The 19919-nt window shown below is 41.4% G+C and carries 20 protein-coding genes; 9 read left to right on the top strand and 11 right to left on the bottom strand.

What is annotated here, in order from left to right; all coding sequences use genetic code 11:
- The coding region (locus ACFEL9_RS24295) for a hypothetical protein (RefSeq protein WP_385895478.1) at window positions 1-536 on the bottom strand (536 nt) is incomplete at its 3' end.
- A gap of 224 nt (window positions 537-760) precedes the next feature.
- Between ACFEL9_RS24295 and ACFEL9_RS24290 the strand changes: the two genes are divergently transcribed.
- Window positions 761-916, top strand: coding sequence for a hypothetical protein (locus tag ACFEL9_RS24290; protein ID WP_385895475.1), 156 nt, complete (start codon window positions 761-763; stop codon window positions 914-916).
- Between the two features lie 256 nt (window positions 917-1172).
- On the opposite strand, the gene ACFEL9_RS24285 is transcribed toward ACFEL9_RS24290, so the two are convergent.
- The 5 genes from ACFEL9_RS24285 to ACFEL9_RS24265 form a co-directional block, all read right to left on the bottom strand.
- Window positions 1173-1739, bottom strand: coding sequence for a L,D-transpeptidase family protein (locus ACFEL9_RS24285; protein WP_385895473.1), 567 nt, complete (start codon window positions 1737-1739; stop codon window positions 1173-1175).
- A gap of 323 nt (window positions 1740-2062) precedes the next feature.
- Complete coding sequence (locus ACFEL9_RS24280) at window positions 2063-2899, bottom strand: outer membrane beta-barrel protein (RefSeq protein ID WP_385895470.1); 837 nt, start codon at window positions 2897-2899, stop codon at window positions 2063-2065.
- Window positions 2900-3026: 127 nt separating this feature from the next.
- Window positions 3027-4163, bottom strand: a complete 1137-nt coding sequence (locus ACFEL9_RS24275) for an anti-sigma factor family protein (protein WP_385895468.1) — start codon at window positions 4161-4163, stop codon at window positions 3027-3029.
- A gap of 89 nt (window positions 4164-4252) precedes the next feature.
- On the bottom strand, window positions 4253-4738 hold the full coding sequence (locus ACFEL9_RS24270) for an RNA polymerase sigma factor (protein ID WP_385895467.1): 486 nt from the start codon (window positions 4736-4738) through the stop codon (window positions 4253-4255).
- Between the two features lie 112 nt (window positions 4739-4850).
- Complete coding sequence (locus ACFEL9_RS24265) at window positions 4851-5048, bottom strand: hypothetical protein (protein WP_385895464.1); 198 nt, start codon at window positions 5046-5048, stop codon at window positions 4851-4853.
- A gap of 424 nt (window positions 5049-5472) precedes the next feature.
- Between ACFEL9_RS24265 and kbl the strand changes: the two genes are divergently transcribed.
- Window positions 5473-6660, top strand: a complete 1188-nt coding sequence (gene kbl / locus ACFEL9_RS24260; RefSeq protein ID WP_385895461.1) for a glycine C-acetyltransferase — start codon at window positions 5473-5475, stop codon at window positions 6658-6660.
- A gap of 53 nt (window positions 6661-6713) precedes the next feature.
- Here the strand turns inward: kbl and ACFEL9_RS24255 are convergent, their stop codons facing one another.
- Together ACFEL9_RS24255 and ACFEL9_RS24250 are read right to left on the bottom strand one after the other, a co-directional pair.
- Window positions 6714-8015, bottom strand: a complete 1302-nt coding sequence (locus ACFEL9_RS24255; protein WP_385895458.1) for a Gfo/Idh/MocA family protein — start codon at window positions 8013-8015, stop codon at window positions 6714-6716.
- A 179-nt stretch (window positions 8016-8194) separates the two neighbouring features.
- Window positions 8195-8791 carry a hypothetical protein gene (locus tag ACFEL9_RS24250; protein ID WP_385895456.1) on the bottom strand — a complete coding sequence of 199 codons (597 nt, stop codon included), beginning with the start codon at window positions 8789-8791 and terminating at the stop codon, window positions 8195-8197.
- Window positions 8792-9387: 596 nt separating this feature from the next.
- Here ACFEL9_RS24250 and blaOXA point away from each other — a divergent pair.
- From blaOXA to ACFEL9_RS24225, 5 genes are all read left to right on the top strand, one after another.
- Entirely contained in the window at window positions 9388-10203 is an 816-nt protein-coding gene (gene blaOXA / locus ACFEL9_RS24245; RefSeq protein WP_385895454.1) for a class D beta-lactamase, read from the top strand.
- 125 nt (window positions 10204-10328) lie between these two features.
- Entirely contained in the window at window positions 10329-11333 is a 1005-nt protein-coding gene (locus ACFEL9_RS24240; RefSeq protein ID WP_385895451.1) for a VWA domain-containing protein, read from the top strand.
- On the top strand, window positions 11330-11968 hold the full coding sequence (locus tag ACFEL9_RS24235) for a tetratricopeptide repeat protein (RefSeq protein WP_385895449.1): 639 nt from the start codon (window positions 11330-11332) through the stop codon (window positions 11966-11968). The genes ACFEL9_RS24240 and ACFEL9_RS24235 overlap by 4 nt, the downstream gene beginning before the upstream one ends.
- Window positions 11969-12064: 96 nt before the next feature.
- Window positions 12065-14092: a (E)-4-hydroxy-3-methylbut-2-enyl-diphosphate synthase gene (gene ispG / locus ACFEL9_RS24230; RefSeq protein ID WP_385895446.1), complete on the top strand. Its 2028-nt coding sequence runs from the start codon at window positions 12065-12067 to the stop codon at window positions 14090-14092.
- Between the two features lie 72 nt (window positions 14093-14164).
- Entirely contained in the window at window positions 14165-14839 is a 675-nt protein-coding gene (locus ACFEL9_RS24225; RefSeq protein ID WP_385895443.1) for a lysoplasmalogenase, read from the top strand.
- Between the two features lie 14 nt (window positions 14840-14853).
- Here ACFEL9_RS24225 and ACFEL9_RS24220 read toward each other — a convergent pair whose 3' ends face one another.
- The 3 genes from ACFEL9_RS24220 to ACFEL9_RS24210 form a co-directional block, all read right to left on the bottom strand.
- Window positions 14854-15108, bottom strand: coding sequence for a hypothetical protein (locus ACFEL9_RS24220; RefSeq protein ID WP_385895441.1), 255 nt, complete (start codon window positions 15106-15108; stop codon window positions 14854-14856).
- Between the two features lie 11 nt (window positions 15109-15119).
- A complete protein-coding gene (locus ACFEL9_RS24215; RefSeq protein ID WP_385895438.1) occupies window positions 15120-15425 on the bottom strand; it encodes a DUF1360 domain-containing protein in 306 nt (101 codons plus the stop codon).
- A gap of 131 nt (window positions 15426-15556) precedes the next feature.
- Window positions 15557-16876, bottom strand: coding sequence for a hypothetical protein (locus ACFEL9_RS24210; protein WP_385895435.1), 1320 nt, complete (start codon window positions 16874-16876; stop codon window positions 15557-15559).
- A gap of 364 nt (window positions 16877-17240) precedes the next feature.
- Here ACFEL9_RS24210 and nadB point away from each other — a divergent pair, with 364 nt between their 5' ends.
- A complete protein-coding gene (gene nadB, locus ACFEL9_RS24205) occupies window positions 17241-18842 on the top strand; it encodes an L-aspartate oxidase (RefSeq protein ID WP_385895432.1) in 1602 nt (533 codons plus the stop codon).
- Between the two features lie 151 nt (window positions 18843-18993).
- Window positions 18994-19878, top strand: a complete 885-nt coding sequence (locus ACFEL9_RS24200; protein WP_385895429.1) for a lysophospholipid acyltransferase family protein — start codon at window positions 18994-18996, stop codon at window positions 19876-19878.
- Window positions 19879-19919 lie beyond the last annotated feature (41 nt).

Below are 19919 nucleotides of genomic sequence, written 5' to 3'. Positions count from 1 at the left end.
ACATCAGGAAAAGATGCCGTCTGAACAAAATCGTTAACACCATCGGTCAGTGCAGCACAGGCAGCAGCTCCCGCTGCGCTAAATGCCGGATCACATTGTTGGTTAAACAGGTTTATCAGTTCATTGACAGTACCATTGCCGATATCCTCCGCAGTTTTAAAAGCCTGTTCCCAGGAGATGGGAAAATCATAAGCATGCTTTTTATCTTTTTCCGCCAAAACCCGGAATCTTAAAGAGTGCTTATTGGGATTAGAGTTGGCGGCATTGGCTAGAATGCCGGTAAGTACAATTCTTTGCGGCACACCGATGCCTTCAAAATAATCGGTATGCGTAGCATTCAGGATACCATTGACCCAGTCAATGACATAGGTTTGTGCCCCGCCCCTGTCATTTTGTGCCTGGTGAAAATCAACTGTAGTATATCCCTGGGAAAAAGTTTGTAAGGAAAAAATTAACAAGAAAGGAAGCAGTAGAATTTTTAGCTTAAGTAAGCATTTTGAAACGGTATTGGTTTGGTGTTTAATTGTACACGTCATAAAACAAGGTTTTAGAAGTGAACGATATGATTTTCTAGCCTTGTTTCTCAGAGGATGTAGTGATGATAAATTTTCATTCAGAGTACTGATGTTGTAGCAGGGATTTAAAAAAGCTATAATCCTGGTGGGTTAGTGAAGTAGAATTTGTCAATAGATGTGAATGTTGTTAAGGATTATTAATGGCTTTGGATAAATTATTTTGCTGGCAAGCAATTAGTAAAATAGTGAGAATAGCTAAGGAGGAGAATGATCCAATAATAATACCTCTCTATGGATGTATAGCTGCGGCCTTGCACAACAAAGCCTGGCGTGTATTGTTAGCATATGGCAAGTTTCCCGTTATACAGGCATGGATCACCCACACCTATGATTGGTTTTGAAAACACGTCATCATAGTTACCAATATCATTGGTACAATCAGAACCTGAAAACCGATTCAAAAACTCGGGCAGAAAATTTAGATAAAGTGCGGGTTATAGGGCTTAGAAGAGTCGGACAGTAAACGTTCCCTTTATTAAAACAAAACTAAGGGTTTTTTTGTATGACCTACAAATTAAATTGAGATTATTTTTTTAATATCCCGCAGATTTTTTTTGGAGAAAATATTTTGGTCATTTTACCGGATCAGCCAGCTATTTATTTTCGAATGACAACCTTTGTTCCAATGGGGGTATAGGCGTATATTTCCAATACATCATCTTTTTTCATGGAAATGCACCCCATGGTCCAGTTTTTATATTTGTCGATAACAAAATCTTCACGGGGCCAGGTGCCGTGAATGCCAATGGAACCGCCAATGGAGGCATTGGCCGGGATCTCACCCCGTCTTTTGCGGGCATTAAATTTTTCCCAGCTTTCTTTGGTTGGATAATCAATGGCCAGGAACCGGTACCATTTTTCATGTACCCGTTTGCTTACGATCTTAAAACTGCCTTCCGGTGTTTTGTTGTCGCCTTCCATTTTTTTATCATCAAGACTATTGTTGCCAAATACGACAGGGTAAGTAGCATACCAACCTTTTTCATCATATACGCTCAACTCATAATCCGATTTGTCAATCAGAATTGAAATGGCGCCCACCGGGCCAGCGCCGGCTGACCGCTTATTTAGTTTTTTTGAAACAATATTTTTTGATGAAGGAGAATTGAATAGCAACAGGCCGCTTCCTAATAATACGGAACTGAATAAAAGAATACTTTTCATAGTCTATCCTTTACCGTCTCTTATCAAACGGTGGTACAGATTTATTTATTTTCGATGTGGATTTCTTTAACGAAAACTTTACACCGAACGCTAAAAGTTAACTATAGCGTTCGGTGTAATAGCAACTAAGCTACCGGCCTGCGCCTCACATCCTGTCAACTGATAGCCAGTTGGTATTACAAGGATACGCAATTAGCAAAAATGGTGCAAAGAAAAATCCCGCTGAAAATTTTCGGCGGGATGTGTATAAATAAAGAATGCAGTTGTGAAAAATGATCGTTGATTTTATTAACGCTCAGTGACTCTTACGTGGTATTTTTTCTTTACCAGTTGCTAAAGCGGAAACCAACATTATAAGGGGTGAGATCAACTCCTTTTTCAAACATGTTTTTAAATGCATAAGATCCATATAATTTAACCGGGCCCAGGGCTATTTCTCCAACATAAGAAAGCTTCCATTTGCGGAGATCGAAATCGCTTTTTGTTTTATCAACATCACCGTCTTTTTTAATTTTTTGACGGGCACTGTATAACCAACCGGCACTTATACCAGCACTGATGCCAAAGTTTTGCCGCTTTTGAGGGGTGAAATTGAAGTTCAGCATCAGGGGGACTGTAAGATAATCTGCAGCCAGTTTGTTTTTAGCAACATCAGTATGACCTTTATCTATCCTTGGCAGGGCTTCATTAAACCGGATCTGTTTATTTTCAAAATGATAGTTGTTTAATTCTATTCCCAATCCATATTTTAAGTTTACAATATGCTTGATCATATTGATCCGCTGCATAAATACCCAGATGTTTACATTTCTTGATTTACCGGCCCTTGCCTTCAGGTCTTCTTCACCAATACCTGGTGCAACAAAGCCGGAAGTAACGGCAGAAGTGTAATTGGTGTTGTCCACATAGTTAGAAAAGCCGATATCAAAGATCCACCAGTTGGTGCTGATGTTGGCAGGCTTATCATTGTTACGGCGATTATTAATGCGGAATATTTTGTTGCGGCTCTTCGTGCTGTCATAATTGCCTCCCGCCTCACGAATGATCACCATGCCGCCAATTTTAATTGTATCCGGTGCTTGTTTGGAAGTTGTATCTTTTTGTGCAAAGCCAGTCATTATAGCACACAATGCGATGCCAAGGATAAAAAACCTTTTCATGTGTTAATTTGTATTGCTTTTTTGGTCACATGGAATTCACCATAAAAATTTTCATCGCATTTGTTATGAATTTGCTCGAAAATTTTTATGGCTCATTTCATATAAATCTGTTTTAAAAAAAGTGAAATTATAATTTAATTGCCAGCCCGCCTACCAATAAGCGATCTTCATCTGTCGCCTTGATATTGGTGGTTTTTTCAAACGTCCGGGTGACTTTCCGGAAAAATCCGCGGAGTTTGTTTTTCTTGCCTGGCTGCTCATCGTCAATCGGATCTACCGATTCTTTTGACGATGCCGCTATTACATTGTCTAACGGATGTGAGCTATTGGGAGTTACAATGTAGGGTTGATTTGTTTCTTTAGAATTTGTTAATGATTCTTTGACAGGAGTTTCAACTTGTGCAATAGAGGTTTGATTCAGCTCTTTGTTTACATTCGGATTGTAAACCGGTTGTGGCAGATCATTTGTTTTTCTCTTCTCTTCCTTTGTCTTTGCCACTACTGCATCATTTTGCTTCACTTCAACGGGCAATTGTTGTTTCGTCTTTTCTTTTCTTTCAGTCTTTTTTTCTTTTATGGCAACAACGCTGTTGTGAGGATCAGTATTTTTTTTGATGAGATCATTATTGGCAAGCTCGTTATTTTCGTTTGCCTGCTTTTTCACATTTGCGGGTTGATCAATTGCATTACCGGGCATATTTTTTTTCTCTCCGGGTTTGATTTCTGCTACACCGGTTTCTTTATCCTTCTTATTATTAATTACTATAAGTGCGGTAGAACTTACTGCTAATAATAAGGCAGCAGCTACTGCGATACGTCTCCAATGAATGGCAACAACTCTTACTTTCTCTTCTTTCCGGTATAATGATTCTTTATCGGGGAAAATAATTGTTTCAGGTTGCAGTTTTGTCTTTTGCAAAATATCCAATTGCAATTGGATGGCCGGATGAGCTGCAACAAACTCTTCAACAGCTATTTTTTGAGCAGGTGTCAACTCATTGTCCACATAGCAGATCAGCCATTCTTCGTAGTTGGCGGTATTTATAATAGTATCAGCGCCGGATACACGCATCAATTCTTCTTTGTCAGAAAAAACAATCGACGTGTCCGGTATCAACTGGCTTTGCTGCAGCAGATCCAGTTCTGTTTTCAGGTCGGGATTATCTTGTACAAAAAGTTCTACCTCCCTGCGATCTTCACTGCTCAGCTCATTATCCAGGTAAAGGATAAAATACTCTTCGTAATTATGACGGCTAATTTTCATGATGTTTGATGTCCGATGTCGGAAGCCTGATGCCGGAGGCCAGAAGGTATTGTATGGAATTTCTGACTTCTGACTTCAGACCTCTTACCTCATATTACATTTTCAATTTTTACCAAATATTCCTTCAATTGCACCCTGGCCCTGTGCAGGTACACTTTTACCTGGCTTTCACTCAGGCCCGTTATCTGTCCTATTTCATCATAACTATATCCTTCGTAGTCTTTTAATAAAACCAATGACCGTTGTGTTTCGCTCAACCGGCTCAGCGCTTCTTCCAATACCTTTTTCAGGTTATTGGCTGGCCGGTCCTGCACCTTCGAGCCTTCGGTAAACTCTTCTTTCAGTTGTATCCTTTTCACTTTCCGGATATGGTCGATCATCTGATGATAAGCTACCGTAAAGAGATAGGATTTTGATCGCTTCACATCCACTTCGGCGCGGTTGCGCCACATTTTTTCAAAGGCGGTTTGTACCACATCCCTTGCATCTTCTTCATGGCGAAGGTTTTTCACAATGAAGCGATACACATTGTCTGCGTAAGTATTAACACATTCGTTATATTCCCTTTCAGTCATAAACAGCCGGTAACCGGTTAGCTCAAAATTACTATATGAGCCCGGATTCTTAGTTTATACGGTTAACAATAGAAAAAAGTTACAATCGGGAGAAAAATTTACCCTTCCAAGCTTATAACGAGGAAAAAAACTGCTGTGAAAGGTTTTCCCAAATCATTTTGTCGCTGGTTGTCTTCTTTTTGCAGCAGTCGTTCATTGATTCATCGCAGGAATCGCCTTTAGAAACCGGCGTAGAAGATTGGAATACCAGGAAAATACCCACAATGGCAAGCACGGTCAGCAAGATTTGTATGGTAGGTTTCAATCTCATGTTGGGCTGGTTTCTGACATTTGACGGCACAAACCGTCAAAATGTTACAGTAAAGGTAAAACCTTGTAAAAGTCATAAAAGACAATAATTGACGGGAAGCGGAATTTTGCCAATGAAATGCGGAAAATGGGGGGCGAAATACCCTGAGTCGATTTTAAAATGAGTGGGAATTGCAGAAATGATGCTGCGTTCGCCCGGCGCTTCTTACTGCATGATCATTGTTAGAAATATTGGCTGGCTATTTTAGTCAAACGGTTGTTCATATTGGGCTGAAAACTTTACGTAGGTTTGCGGCTCAAATTTTAACTATGAAACGAACGAGCCAAAGTTTTCATTCCCTTTTTAATAAAAAATCCTGCCTGTCGGCAGACAGGGAAAAATTTGGCCTGTAAGTTCCATACTGCAAAAAATAAAAAATAACCGAATGAATCAAAAATTCGCCCAACGGATAGGTAAAGAAGTAGAGGAAATAAAAGCCGCCGGTCTTTATAAAACGGAACGGGTAATTACCAGCCCGCAGGGAGCTGAGATAAAAGTGGGAGGCAAGACGGTTTTGAATTTTTGCGCCAATAATTATTTGGGCCTTTCTTCTCACCCAAAAGTAATTGCCGCCGCCCACGCCGCCATTGATTCGCATGGCTATGGGATGAGCAGCGTTCGTTTTATCTGCGGTACGCAGGATATACACAAAGAACTGGAAGGAAAAATTTCCAAATTCCTGGGCACAGAAGATACGATCTTATATGCCGCGGCTTTTGATGCCAATGGCGGCGTATTTGAACCGCTGTTCAATGAAGAGGATGCCATCATTTCTGATGCATTGAACCACGCCTCTATTATTGACGGCGTTCGCCTGTGCAAGGCGCAACGTTTTCGCTACGAGCACAACAATATGGATGACCTGGAAGCGAAACTGAAGGACTCTTCAAAATGCCGTAGTCGCATCATCGTAACAGATGGTTCATTTAGTATGGACGGTACCATCGCCCAATTGGATAAGATTGTGGAACTCGCTGAAAAATATGATGCTGTTATTATGATAGATGAGTGTCATTCCTCCGGTTTCCTGGGGAAAACAGGACGGGGAACTCATGAGTATCGTGGCGTAATGGGTAAGATCGATATTATTACAGGGACCTTAGGTAAAGCCCTTGGCGGTGCTTCCGGTGGCTTTACCTCTGGGAAAAAAGAGGTGATCGATATGCTACGTCAGAAGTCACGGCCCTATTTGTTCAGCAATACACTGGCGCCTTCTATTGTCGGGGCATCGATCGCCGTGTTGGATATGCTGACCGAAACAACTGAATTGAGAGATAAGCTGGAGTACAACACGAACTATTTCCGCACCAAAATGACGGAAGCGGGATTTGATATTAAACCCGGTGATCACCCGATCGTTCCGATCATGTTATACGATGCAGTGCTGGCGCAAAACTTTGCTGCCAGATTGCTGGAAGAGGGAATTTATGTGATTGGATTCTTTTTCCCGGTTGTGGCCAAAGGCCAGGCAAGGATCAGGGTGCAGTTAAGCGCCGCACATGAGCAAAAACATTTGGATAAAGCGATTGCGGCGTTTACAAAAGTTGGGAAAGAGCTGGAAGTGATAAAGTAAATGCATTCGTCTTTGATTAAAAGAAGCGGACCAGTAGGCCCGCTTCTTTTATTTTAGACTTTCGGTATTTTATATCCATTGTGATACTCTGCTGCTAAAAATTTATTCGCATCATTATCGGTAAACTTATTCTTCCCGGCATCCCAATAAATCTTCTTGCCTGTTTTATAGGCAATATTGCCCATTTGACAAACGGTGGCAACATGACTGCCCGCCTGAATCGGTGCTTTCAGGTCATCTAATTTTCTTGACTGGATGACGTCCAGGAAATTTTTAGTGTGCAATAGCAGACCATCATCTGATTTTTTCTGTAGGGGCACAGCTTCCATTTTTTGACCCTCCGGAATTACTTCCCAACCATCACGGTCTACTACCAATGTGCCATTATTGCCAATAAATGCAACGCCGTGATTTCTTCCATATGGGCCACCATCAATACCAGTAGCATGTTCCCATTGCAGGTTGAACCCTTCAAATTCAAAAACGGTAGTCAATGTATCCGGTGTCTCTGAAGCATCATCAGGATACGCAAACTTTCCCCCGGCTGCAATAATAGCTTTTGGCGTTGACGCCTTCATGCCCAACAAGGCATAGTCGATCATATGCACACCCCAGTCAGTCATCAATCCGCCGGCATAGTCCCAGAACCAGCGAAAATTGAAATGAAAGCGATTCTCATTGAACGGCCTTTTTTGTGCGGGGCCCAGCCATTTTTCATAATCCACGCCGGGAGGCGGGGTGCCGTCGGGTTTCACCGTTACCGGTTTCATCCATCCCTGGTAAGCCCAGGCTTTTACGAGGCGCACGTTACCCAATTTACCCGAGTGAACAAATGTCATTGCATCGGCATAGTGTTTATTGCTGCGTTGCCATTGGCCCACTTGCACCACCCGGTTGTATTTTTTTTGAGCCGCTGCCATAGTGTTGCACTCTACGATGGAGTTGCCGACAGGTTTTTCAACATATACATCCTTACCAGCTGCACAGGCTTCAATCATCATATTGCAATGCCAGTGATCTGGCGTACCGATGATGATGGCATCGATATCTTTATTCCCCAGCAATTTCCTGTAATCACTTTCTGCTTTTACCTTAATGTCTTTTTGAGCGAGTTCGCCAACCCTTTTGTCCAATACATTTTTATCGACATCACATAAGGCGACACATTCTGCCCGGGGATCTTTTAATAGGCTCATCAAATCTGACCAACCCATGCCATTAATGCCGATAGCTCCGATTCGGACCTTGTCGGCTGCACTAACCTTGCTGCCCAATAAATCAGGAGGTAAAAAGCTGGCAACACCTAAACCTGCGAGGTAAGTAGAGGAGGACTGAATAAACTCTCTGCGTTTCATATAGCTAGTTGTTGTTTGCTTAAAAATAAACAATATCAAAACGGAAAAATCAATCAAAGACAGATGGGTAAAATAATATTAGTAAATGCGGAAAACTATCTAATCAAATTAATTTACATACACTGCCGTTCAAAAGAAACCCACCCCTTTGTTCAGGAGTGCTTTTCCTCCGGATTTGATTATTTCAAACTTAATTCGCCGGCTACTTTTTTCAGCATATTTACACCTGTGTTTTTTCCTTCCAGTGTTACCAGCAACCGGTCGCCTGCCAGGTAAGTAAGTGTAGCACGATTATTTCTTTTATTGAGATGCTCTATCGCTTTTCCGCCTTTGAAGTCAACGGATTTGGTGTATTCATCATCACTTTCTGACTCAAAATTCATCATGCCCAGGTACTGCATGCTATAAATACCGGCGCCTGCCTGCCCGGCGCAATCAAAAATTTTCAATTCAAGGTCGGTTGAGTCGTTGATTTTATAGTCAGCCTCGGCAAAAGCTGCACCCATTGCACTATTGGCGGAAAATTTTGAACGCCTGGTGCCAGCTAATTCCTCCGGCAGCATGGCTTTCATCTGGTCGAGTGTATAAGGCGATAATTTTTGTAATTCTTCTGCTTTCTTCTGAAAGGCATCAGCGGTTTTTGACAGCTCGTTGGTATTAATCGTAGCCGTTGTTTTCCCATCTTCGCTGGTGACGGTGACACCCGGTTTTTTATTGTTATTACAAGCCAGCACCAAGATTAGTACGAACCCGATAAAGGGAGATAAATGTTTCATGATTAAAGGTTTGGTTTTTGAGTCCATAAATGTAGAGAAAATCGGGGGTTCAAGGTCGCCAGGAAATTTTTGACTGGTTCAAAAACAAATCATTTCTATTTCCGTTAAATAGGAAAGAAATAGTATTTTTAGTTTCTCCACGATGAAGCAACTCTACCGAAAATTAGTTTGATCTCTTATTATTATTTTCTCTATTCTTAAAACATTGGTATGAAGAGGGTGCTTCTTTTTATTGCAGTTGTTGCATTATCCATTTTTTTCCTGGCATCTTGTGCTGCGGCCAAAAGGGATTGCCATGGCGTAAAGCATTATAAACACAAAGGCGGCTTTTATATTTAGAATTCACAATGAGAAAATGATTATTAAGAGCAGCAGTAGTTAAAGAAATTTTAATTTCATCCCCTGATACCCATATCTACGAATTGCTCACCTTTTGAAGGAGCCCATTTCCCGTCATTCATCACTTCCACCCATTCGAAGCTTTTTATTAGTTGACAGTGATATTTCGATCACGATATCCTATTGGGTCTTTATTTTAACATTTGCTGCTTGTCACCCCATTCATTGCGGCTAACTTTGCCAAAATTTTTTTGCCGATGAAAATTGTTGCGTATTGTTTTTTGATGGCTATTGTTGCGGGGGCCTGCTCTCCTAATAATGTAAAAGTGGATGACAGCCTTGGAAAATATTTCGATGAAAATAAGGCAACGGGTTGTTTTGCCCTGATGGATAACGGAACAGGAAAGTTCACTATATATAATTTATCCCGTTATCGTGACAGCAGCTACCTGCCTGCTTCAACGTTTAAAATCGTCAATTCGTTGATTGGGTTGCAAACAGGTGTGATTACTAATGATAGCATGGTGATAAAATGGGATGGCATTAAAAGACCGTTTGATAGTTGGAATAAGGATCTTACCATGTATGAAGCGTTTCGGGTTTCAGCCGTTCCCTACTACCAGGAGGTGGCCCGCCGGATAGGGAAGGACACTATGCAACGCTGGCTGGATACGTTAAGTTATGGTACCAAAAAGATCACTTCAGCTATTGATACCTTCTGGCTTGATAATTCGTTGAAGATAACACCTGATGAAGAGCTTGGCCTGGTGAAAAGATTATATTTTGACCAATTGCCTTTTTTTAAAACTTACCAGGAAACAGTAAAACGGGCCATGCTCTTCGAAAACAATGCTAATTACCGGCTGGCCTATAAAACGGGCTGGGCATTTTGGAATGAAAAAACAGGAAAACACCTGGGCTGGATAGTCGGTTGGGTCGAAGAAAATAAGCATCCTTATTTTTTTGTTTTGAATGTAGAGTCACCCGACCCCAATTTCGATATGCCCAACGTGAGAATGAAAATGCTGAAAGATATTTTAAAACAGTTGGGTTTCCTGGAAGGGAAAATGTAGACAGGCACCACGTAAAACCGCTCGTTTTTTTTCGTTTCAAATCAGGCAAAAATGCATGTTGTTTGGTGTGATCTTTGTTTAACTTGAACTGTAAATTTTTAAATTACCACTATACATTTCACTCTTTGGGGTTTCAATTTTTTCATAAAGAGTTTATCTGGCTTTTTGCAGGGGTTATTTTATTCCTGTTGCTTTTTATTTTTTTGGTAAGATGGAAAAAGAAAGTGCAAAAAAGGATAGGGGATGCAAAGTTGGTCAAAGTGTTGATGGGAAGTTATTCTCCGGGGCTCTTTGCATTGAAATTTGGAATGATCAGTATTGCATTTGCAGCGGGGGTCATTATGGCCATGGATTTGCGCAAGCCCGGCGGCCCGGAAGGGATGAACCGAAAGGGCATTGACGTGGTCATTGCATTGGATGTAAGCAAAAGTATGCTGGCGACAGACCTTGCGCCAAACAGGTTGGAAAGAGCAAAACAACTCATCGGCAAACTAATGAACACGATGCCGAATGACCGCATTGGCCTCGTATTATTTGCCGGTAAGGCTTATTTGCAAATGCCATTAACCACAGACCATGGTGCTGCCCGGATGTTTGTTTCATCTGCTTCCCCAGAGGCCGTGCCGCAACAGGGAACAGTGATCAGCGAGGCCATACGCCGAAGCAGTTTCGCTTTTAATACAAAAGAAAGAAGATTCAAGGCTGTAATACTAATTTCGGATGGTGAAGACCATGACCCGGAAGCATTAAAAACTGCCCGGGAGTATGCTGAACAGGGAATGATGATCAATACGGTTGGAGTTGGTTCACCGGACGGTTCCTATATTCCTGATCCCGTGACTGGAGAAAACAAGGTTGATCCCGCCACCGGTGCTAAGGTTATTTCCAAATTAAATGAAACAGAATTGAAGCAGATCGCTGAAGCTACTAACGGTATTTATATAAGACTGCAGGAAAGTGATGAGGCTGTTCGGTTATTACACCAGCAGTTGTCTGAAATAGAAACCAAAGCCTTTACAGATGTTTCGCTGATTAATTTCAAAGCCTATTATTGGTTGTTTGCAGCAGCCATGTTGTTATTGCTGCTTGGTGAGTATTTTATTCCAGAAATAAAGAAGGTGAAGGCATGAAGAGCTTTTGGACGATAGCATTACTATGTATAATTGCTGCAGCAAATCTGCGGGCACAGGAAAGCACGGCACAGGAACAGGAAGTTGAAAGAGAAATTCAAAAAGGCAACGATTTATATAAACAGCAGCAATACCAGCAGGCTGAAGCGGTATATAATGAGGTATTGAAAAAAGATCCTAATAATAATACTGCCAAATATAACCGGGCACTGGCTTTGCAAAAACAGGGCAAATCAGAGGAGGCAATTAAGGTATTTAACGATGTTGCGTTCAAGACCGATGACCGCCTGTTGAAGTCAAAAAGCTATTACAATAAAGGAGCCATTCTTTCCGGTCAGAAAAACCTGGATGAAAGTATTGAAGCCTACAAAAACGCCTTACGACAAGACCCGGATGATAAAGAAGCAAGAGAAAATTTACAAAAGGCATTATTAGAACTTAAAAAGAAAACCCCCAAAAAGGACGATAAACAAAACAAGCAACAGCAAAAACAACAACAAAAGCCCCAGCCAAAAATGAACCAGAAAGAGGCTGAGCAAAGGCTTAAATTGCTGGAGCAAAAAGAAAGAGAAGTCCAGGAAAGATTACAGAAGGAAAAATCAAAATCCGGAGGTGGTCAGCCAAAGGATTGGTAATAATCCGGATAATCACATCACAATTGCCGGTGTCAGTCTTCCCTACAAGGCAGTTTGCTTAACTTTGCTTGATTTTCTTCAATCAGCAAATTTTCTATGCAATTATATTGTAATTCTTTAACTGAATATAAACGACTTGCGACCAAAGAGGTAAAAATCGGCGATCTGTTGCTGGGCAATTTTCATCCTATCCGCGTTCAAACGATGACCACAACCGATACGATGCATACGATGGCAACGGTGGAACAGTCTATTCGCTGTATTGAAGCCGGCGCTGAACTGGTGCGTATTACGGCGCCATCTAAAAAGGAAGCAGAGAATTTGCTGAACATAAAAAATGAATTACGGAAAAGAGGGTATAATACACCGCTTGTTGCCGATATACATTTCACGCCCAATGCAGCGGAAATTGCGGCACGAATCGTAGAGAAGGTGAGAGTGAATCCGGGTAATTATGTTGATAAGAAAAAATTTGAGCTTATCGAATATAGCGATGCCGATTATGCAGAAGAGATCGATCGTATCCGCGACAGGTTTACTCCGTTGATAAAAATTTGTAAAGAGTATGGAACTGCTATGCGGATCGGTACTAATCATGGTTCGCTGAGTGACCGCATCATGAGCCGCTATGGTGATACGCCCATGGGTATGGTGGAAAGTGCCATGGAGTTTTTGCGTATAGCAAGAGCGGAAACCTATCACAACATTGTATTGAGTATGAAAGCCAGCAATCCCCAGGTAATGGTGCAGGCTTATCGTTTGCTGGTGAAAACTATGTTTGATGAGTTTGGTGAATGTTATCCGTTGCATTTGGGAGTAACAGAAGCAGGTGATGGAGAAGATGGCAGAGTAAAAAGTGCGATTGGCATTGGTACATTGCTCGAAGATGGACTGGGCGATACAATCAGGGTTTCACTAACAGAAGACCCCGAGCTGGAAATACCTGTTTGCAGGGATTTGGTGAAAAGATATGAGGCTAGAAATCAGAAGTCAGAAAGTTCGGACTTCATACCTCAGACTTCAGACCGCAATCTTCCTTATGATCCATTTCACTATCAACGGAGGGAAACATTTCAAATTGACAATATTGGCGGTAAGCATGTGCCGGTTGTTATTGCCGATATGAGTAAGATACCGGCGATCACTCCTTCTCACCTGCAAAATGTGGGCTACACTTATGATGAAGCCACCGATAAATGGAATATTAGTGACGCAGCGGCGGATTATATTTTTACGGGTCAGGCCGAACTAAATTTTGCTTTGCCAGGTACGTTGAAAGTCATTACATGGCCGGGTCACTGGGATAACACTACTGATAAGACAAAATATTTTCCCATTTACGAAGCAAAAGGATACCTGGAAGCCGAAACAAAAAGTGACACCTTAAATTTCGTGATGTTGGATTGTTTTAGTGAAGCCACTCCTTTAAATGGATTTACTTATTTAGATGAACTCGCCAACGATAAAACGGTTGTATTATGCCTGGGCAGCAAGCATCCGCATACTATGCCCGCCGTTCGTCGCATGTTGATCGAGTTGATGGAGAGAAAAATTAATAACCCTGTTGTATTGATAACAGATAGCGACTGGCAAACGGCAGATGAGCACCTGATTCATTTTGCTACGGAAACTGGCGCTTTGTTGCTAGATGGTTTTGGAGATGGAATTTGTTTGGGCATGACATCTGATTCTTACAATTCAGTCAATAGTCATCTGTCGACGGTCAATTCTTCCGGCCGGAATTATCTGAATAATCAGTCGACGGAGCAATTCATCAATAATACAGCGTTTAGCATATTACAAGCCACGAGAACGAGGATTTCGAAGACAGAATATATTTCATGCCCTAGTTGCGGCCGCACTTTATTTGACCTGCAGGAAACAACTGCAAAGATCCGCTCGAGAACCAATCATCTCAAAGGTGTCAAAATTGCCATCATGGGTTGCATCGTCAACGGCCCGGGAGAAATGGCCGATGCAGATTTTGGCTATGTGGGCAGCGGTCCCGGCAAAATTACCTTATACAAAGGCAAAGAAGTAATGAAGCGAAATGTCAACAGTGAAGTAGCGGTAGAAGAGCTCATCAACCTGTTGAAGGAAAATGATGCCTGGGTAGCACCTTAACCCGATTCAAATAAAAACTTATTTTTAGCTGTAAGTAATCGTACACATTTATGGCCAACCAAGCCTGCCATCATGAGAAAAAAATACCGGATCATTGTTTTTATCCTCATTCTTCTTGCTGACCTTACCGCAATACAACTAAATTATAAGATCGCGGAGTATGTTTTTAAACCGCTAATTGTAATCTGGTTATTGTCGTATTTCATTTTGCAAACCCGGAATGTAAAAAGCGATTTAAAAAAATGGATTATTACCGCATTGCTATTTTCCTGGCTGGGTGATGTGTTACTGATGTTACAAGGTGATAATTCCATTTTTTTCTTATTGGGTCTTTCTGCTTTCCTGCTGGCGCATCTCTTTTTTATTTTATTTTTTCATTTTGTTCGTATAAGAGAAAATGTAAAAAGCAGGTGGTACTTGCTGCTGATAGTTGTCATCTATTATGCTTTATTGATTTCTATCTTATCACCCTGGTTAGGGGAGATGAAGTTACCCGTCAGGATATATGGCATAGTGATCAGCTTTATGTTTATGCTGGCCATGCATATGTTATTTATAAAAAATAAGATCGCAGGACGATTGATGATGATGGGTGCGGCCTTATTTGTCATTTCAGATTCCATACTGGCGATTAATAAATTTTATCAGCCATTCGAAATAGCCGTCCCTGCAATCATGCTGACGTACGGGCTGGCACAACTTTTTATAGTGGAAGGAACCATTCTTTATATCGGCGAGGATAGTTAATTCATGCAGGATCGCTAAGCGGTTTTTAACCTTCTGAGCACCGGTATGCTCATCATACCTGATGCATCACGATAGTCAATTAATTGCACATCCCCGTTATGATTAAAACGGTATTTTTTGCCAGTGATACCACCGGTAACGGTCAGCCCGCTATTGCCCGTATATTCAAAACTTACATCCGGCCAAAGTTGTGACTTCACTCTTTCATCAGTTACCGTTCCGCTTAATGATTGCTTAAATTCATTTCTTTTATTACCACAATTGCACATGGTTGTATTTTTTAATCTTCTTTATAGTCAGGTTTGTTGGTTGATCGTAAATGAGACGTTGTGAATTGTTCCAGTAAACAGGCAGCGCCGGATAAAGCCAGCCAGTACAAAATTTTTTCCCACCAGTTGTTTCCAAGCCAAATCCCAAAAGGCAAAGCTATCCAGATGCTCAGGCAATAAAAGCAGTCGAGCAGGCTTCCGAAAAAACCTGCTCCGGCTGCTTTGCGGACATGATAGATCATATTCCAGGGACCGTCCTCTTTAGAAAATAAATGCGTTAACCGCCAGGTGACCAGTATTGATAAAACAAAAAACAAGGTTTTATTTTTTGATTATATAAAATGCTGTTGAAGCCCGATAAAGCCCCTCAATACCGGAATTGTAACCATTCGTTGATCTTCCTAATGCTTCTAAGCGAACGCTGAATACGCCAAATTCAGATCACTTCTTAATCACTGATCACCGGCGCAGGTGGACAACATCTGTACTCCTGTGATTTTTCCAGTAGCTCTATTTGCTTGCGAAGCAGATCATTTTCCAATTGCATTCTTTCTTTCAGATGTGGTTCACATACATCACAATCATCCAAACATCCTTTTACAATAATGCCGGGTGTGGGTAACGAAAATTCTGATTCAAATTCAATGGACTGTTTTGTTTCTTTGGTTACATTACCGGCTTTATCAATCAGGTTTTTGGCCATAAGTTGTTCATCGACTTCTTTCAGTGCCTGGTTGCGGATTTCACCTTCAATCGGTATTCCAAAATTTTGGGCAGATGTAAAAACGGGCTTTGTTAATAACGGCGACGGAGCCGCAGCGAAAGATGCAAATTCAACATTGGCGCTTCGTGCACTCATGCCGGCGGCAGTCGCCATTTCGGCTGCTCTTTTAATTGTTACTGTAGCCGGAATATCCTGTGGTACTAATGCGATGGGGACCTTTCTGGCACCTGGTTGTAATACACCGCCAATAGGCGCATTATCATCCAATACCCTTCTTTCGATAGCTACGAGTTCAAATTTTATTTTTTGTTTTTTATTCAGCCGGTAAAAGATATAAGTTACCGCATGACATTTGTTATAATTAGTGAACTCTCTTGATGACGCTTCAAAATGGTCCTCTGATTCGCCTTCGATATGAGTGCGGCTGCTCACTTCGCCAATAGAAACGGAGTGAGCCTTACGGGTAGCGCTTACTGCCTGTGATGCGGAGCTTTGTACATGCGATTTTTGCTGGTTGAGGTAATCCGCTACGGAATGATTGTTATGATTTCCACTGGCACTGGTGCTGGCGCTGGCACTTAAACTAAAAGGGTTTACACTGCCTTCCGCATCGCCATGAAAATCCCAGTGACCTTCTGATGAACTTTCAGCATGACCAGATTGGGCGGCAGAAGCATCGGCCATATACTTTTGTACCGCTGTCATGTAATATTGTTCTTCAGAAATTTGCTCGCTTCGATAGCTCACTTTAGTCTCACTGTCATAACTAAACCGGCTGCGCCTGTCGGTAGTGCTCAGTCTTACTTTTTCTCCCGGTAATAATGTGGTACTGTACGCCGGGTCACCAAGCGTAAGCCCCAGTGTACATCGGGAGAATTTAAAATGAAGGATCACTTCTACTGAAACCCTTCTGCGCCCGGCTACATTTACAGTAGTTGGATAAGTGAGTACTCTGCTGAAGTTGATCACATCACAATGATCGTCCTTGATTAAGTCGGGACAACAGGGAAGACTTGTTTCCCGCGTTTTCATTTCATTTGCCATAAAATAAAAGTTTAATGGTTAATAGTTACATTCATCTTCAGATGATGCAAAAGATTTCTATCCGGGTTTGTTTACCGGTTTTTACTGCGATAATTTTTTAAGGGCTTTGTTGATCAGAACCACAATTCAATTGCTGCTACAGGCAATAAGTAATAAATCAGCTCTGGGTGGAAAGAATGACTTGTAAAGTAAAAGTGGAGCGCTAAGGTAGCTGAAGAAGTAATTTAAAACAATACCACTTTACGGTTAGGAAGGTTACGAACGAAAATCGTAAAAGATGAAGTACCAGATTTTTTATTGTAATGATTAAAATATCAGGGAAATGCACAGAATAGTAACTTAGCTGCCCACAAATATTAATTAAATGCTGCAAACAGATTTTTTAGTAATAGGTACGGGCATTGCGGGTTTGACATATGCTTTGAAAGTAGCCCAAAAATTTCCTGAAAAAAAAGTACTGGTAATGACAAAAGCTGCTGCTGATGAAACCAATACAAAGTATGCGCAGGGCGGTGTAGCTGTAGTGAATGACCTGGAGAAGGACAGTTTCGAAAAGCATATTGAAGATACACTCATAGCAGGAGACGGGTTGTGCAATGAAGAAGTTGTTGAGATCGTAGTGAAAGAAGGCCCTGACAGGGTGAGAGAGTTAATTGAATGGGGCGCCAGGTTTGATAAGGAAAAAGATGGCGATTATAAATTAGGTAAAGAAGGTGGTCATTCGGAATTTCGCATCATTCATCACAAAGATATTACGGGCTGGGAAATGGAACGGGCTTTATTGGAAGCCGTTTCTCTTCAAAAAAATATTGAGATCATCAAACATTGTTTTGTAGTCGATATTATTACGCAACACCATTTGGGATACCTTGTTACCAAGTCTGCGCCAGATACCGAATGTTATGGGGTGTATGTGTTAAACCTGGAAACAAATCGTATTGAAAAGATTCTGGCAAAATTCACTTTGTTGGCAACAGGTGGCAATGGACAAGTGTACCGGACTACCACCAATCCTTCTATTGCAACCGGCGACGGAGTAGCCATGGTTTACCGGGCAAAAGGGCGGATAGAAAACATGGAGTTTATCCAGTTTCATCCTACAGCATTGTATGAACCGGGTCTGCGCGGACAGGCCTTTCTCATTACTGAAGCAGTAAGGGGTGATGGCGGCATTCTTCGTAATAAGGAAGGTGAAGCGTTTATGGAGCGATACGATCCGAGAAAGGACCTGGCGCCGAGAGATATTGTTGCACGGGCAATAGATAGTGAAATGAAAAGGACCGGTACAGAACATGTTTGGCTTGATTGCCGGCATTTTGAAAAAGAAAAATTCATCGGGCATTTCCCCAATATTTATCAAAAATGCCTGAGTGCCAGCATTGATATTACAAAGGATATGATACCCGTGGCGCCTGCTGCACACTATAGCTGTGGGGGCATCAAAACAGATGAATGGGGGAGAACATCTATCCGGAATTTATATGTATGTGGTGAATGTTCGAGTACTGGTTTGCATGGAGCAAACCGGCTGGCCAGTAATTCACTGCTGGAAGCCATGGTATTTGCTCATCGTTGCTACCTGGATGTGATTGAAAAAGCTGGCGACGTCTCCTTTAAAGAAAATGTGCCGGACTGGAATGCAAAGGGTACCAGTGAGCCCAAAGAAATGATCCTGATAACGCAAAGCTTGAAAGAGCTACAGCAGGTAATGAGTGATTATGTTGGCATTGTAAGAAACACTATTCGTTTGCAAAGAGCCATGCGCCGCCTCGATTTGTTGTGGGAAGAAACGGAGAAATTATACGAAGAAGCCACCCTCTCACCACAATTGCTGGAACTGCGCAATCTTATCACCGTTGGGTACCTGATTGTAAAAGGGGCCAGCTTCCGCAAAGAGAGCAGGGGATTGCACTACAATACGGACTACCCGGATAAGAGCGAACTTGTTCAGAATATTGTACTGTGACAGCACCACGATTTAATGGATTAAAAAGCGGATTTAGGGGATGTTAAAGGAGCTTTCAAAAGTGACCATTTTTATTTTCGTAGAATCCATATAAATCAAAAAAATTCGTGGTTCTTTGCGTTCCTCAAAATCCATATAAATCAAAAGAATCGTGGTTCTGTACTATATCGTTTACGGGTTTCTATATACTCTTTCATTGTTGCCTTTAAGAGTACTGTATCTTCTTTCTGATTTTGCTTTTTTTATTCTTTACAGAATCATGAAATACAGGCAGGGTGTGGTGCTAAACAATCTTGCTATTGCTTTTCCGGAAAAGTCCTTGCAGGAAAGGCAAAAAATTGCCAAAGAGTTTTACCTCAATTTTACAGATACGTTTATTGAGTCTATCAAAATGATCTCAATAAGCAAGAAAGAAGTGCTGAAAAGAAGTCATTGTGATTTTGAGCATATCAATAAGTTAATTGATAACGGCAATAATATTCATATCATGGTAGGCCACCAGTTCAACTGGGAGTTTGCCAACCTTACTTATGCTATGTTTCTCAGAATTCCATTTGTGGCTATTTACCTGCCGATCAACAATAAAATATTTGATAAAATATTTTATGATATCAGGAGCCGTTATGGCACTATATTAATCTCAGCCAAAGAATTCAGTAGCAAAATGCATACTGTATTTTCCCGCCAATATATTCTGGCATTGGCGGCCGATCAAAATCCCGGCGCCCCTGCCCGTTCATTCTGGTTAAATTTTTTTAGCAAACCGGCTCCATTTGCAACGGGCCCTTCCAGGGGTGCTGTAAAAAACAATACAGCTGTAGTTTTTGTAGCATTTGAAAAAACAAAAAGAGGTTACTATTCATTCAGGGCTATTCCCATTACTGAAAACGGGGAAGCCCATACAGCAGAAGAGCTGACATTACTCTATAAAAATGTATTGGAAGAAACTATCCGGAAAAACCCTTCTAACTATTTATGGAGTCACAGACGATGGAGACACGAATGGAAAGAAGGATATCCGGCAATAATTCAATAAACAACCTTAAGCGGATCATTCATCGACCCAGGCCGGCTCTG

It is taken from the genome of Terrimonas alba (genome assembly GCF_042434975.1).
GTDB lineage: Bacteria > Bacteroidota > Bacteroidia > Chitinophagales > Chitinophagaceae > Terrimonas_B > Terrimonas_B alba.
The sequence above is the reverse complement of the archived record's forward strand: the minus strand, read 5'-3'. Positions and strand labels throughout refer to the sequence as shown.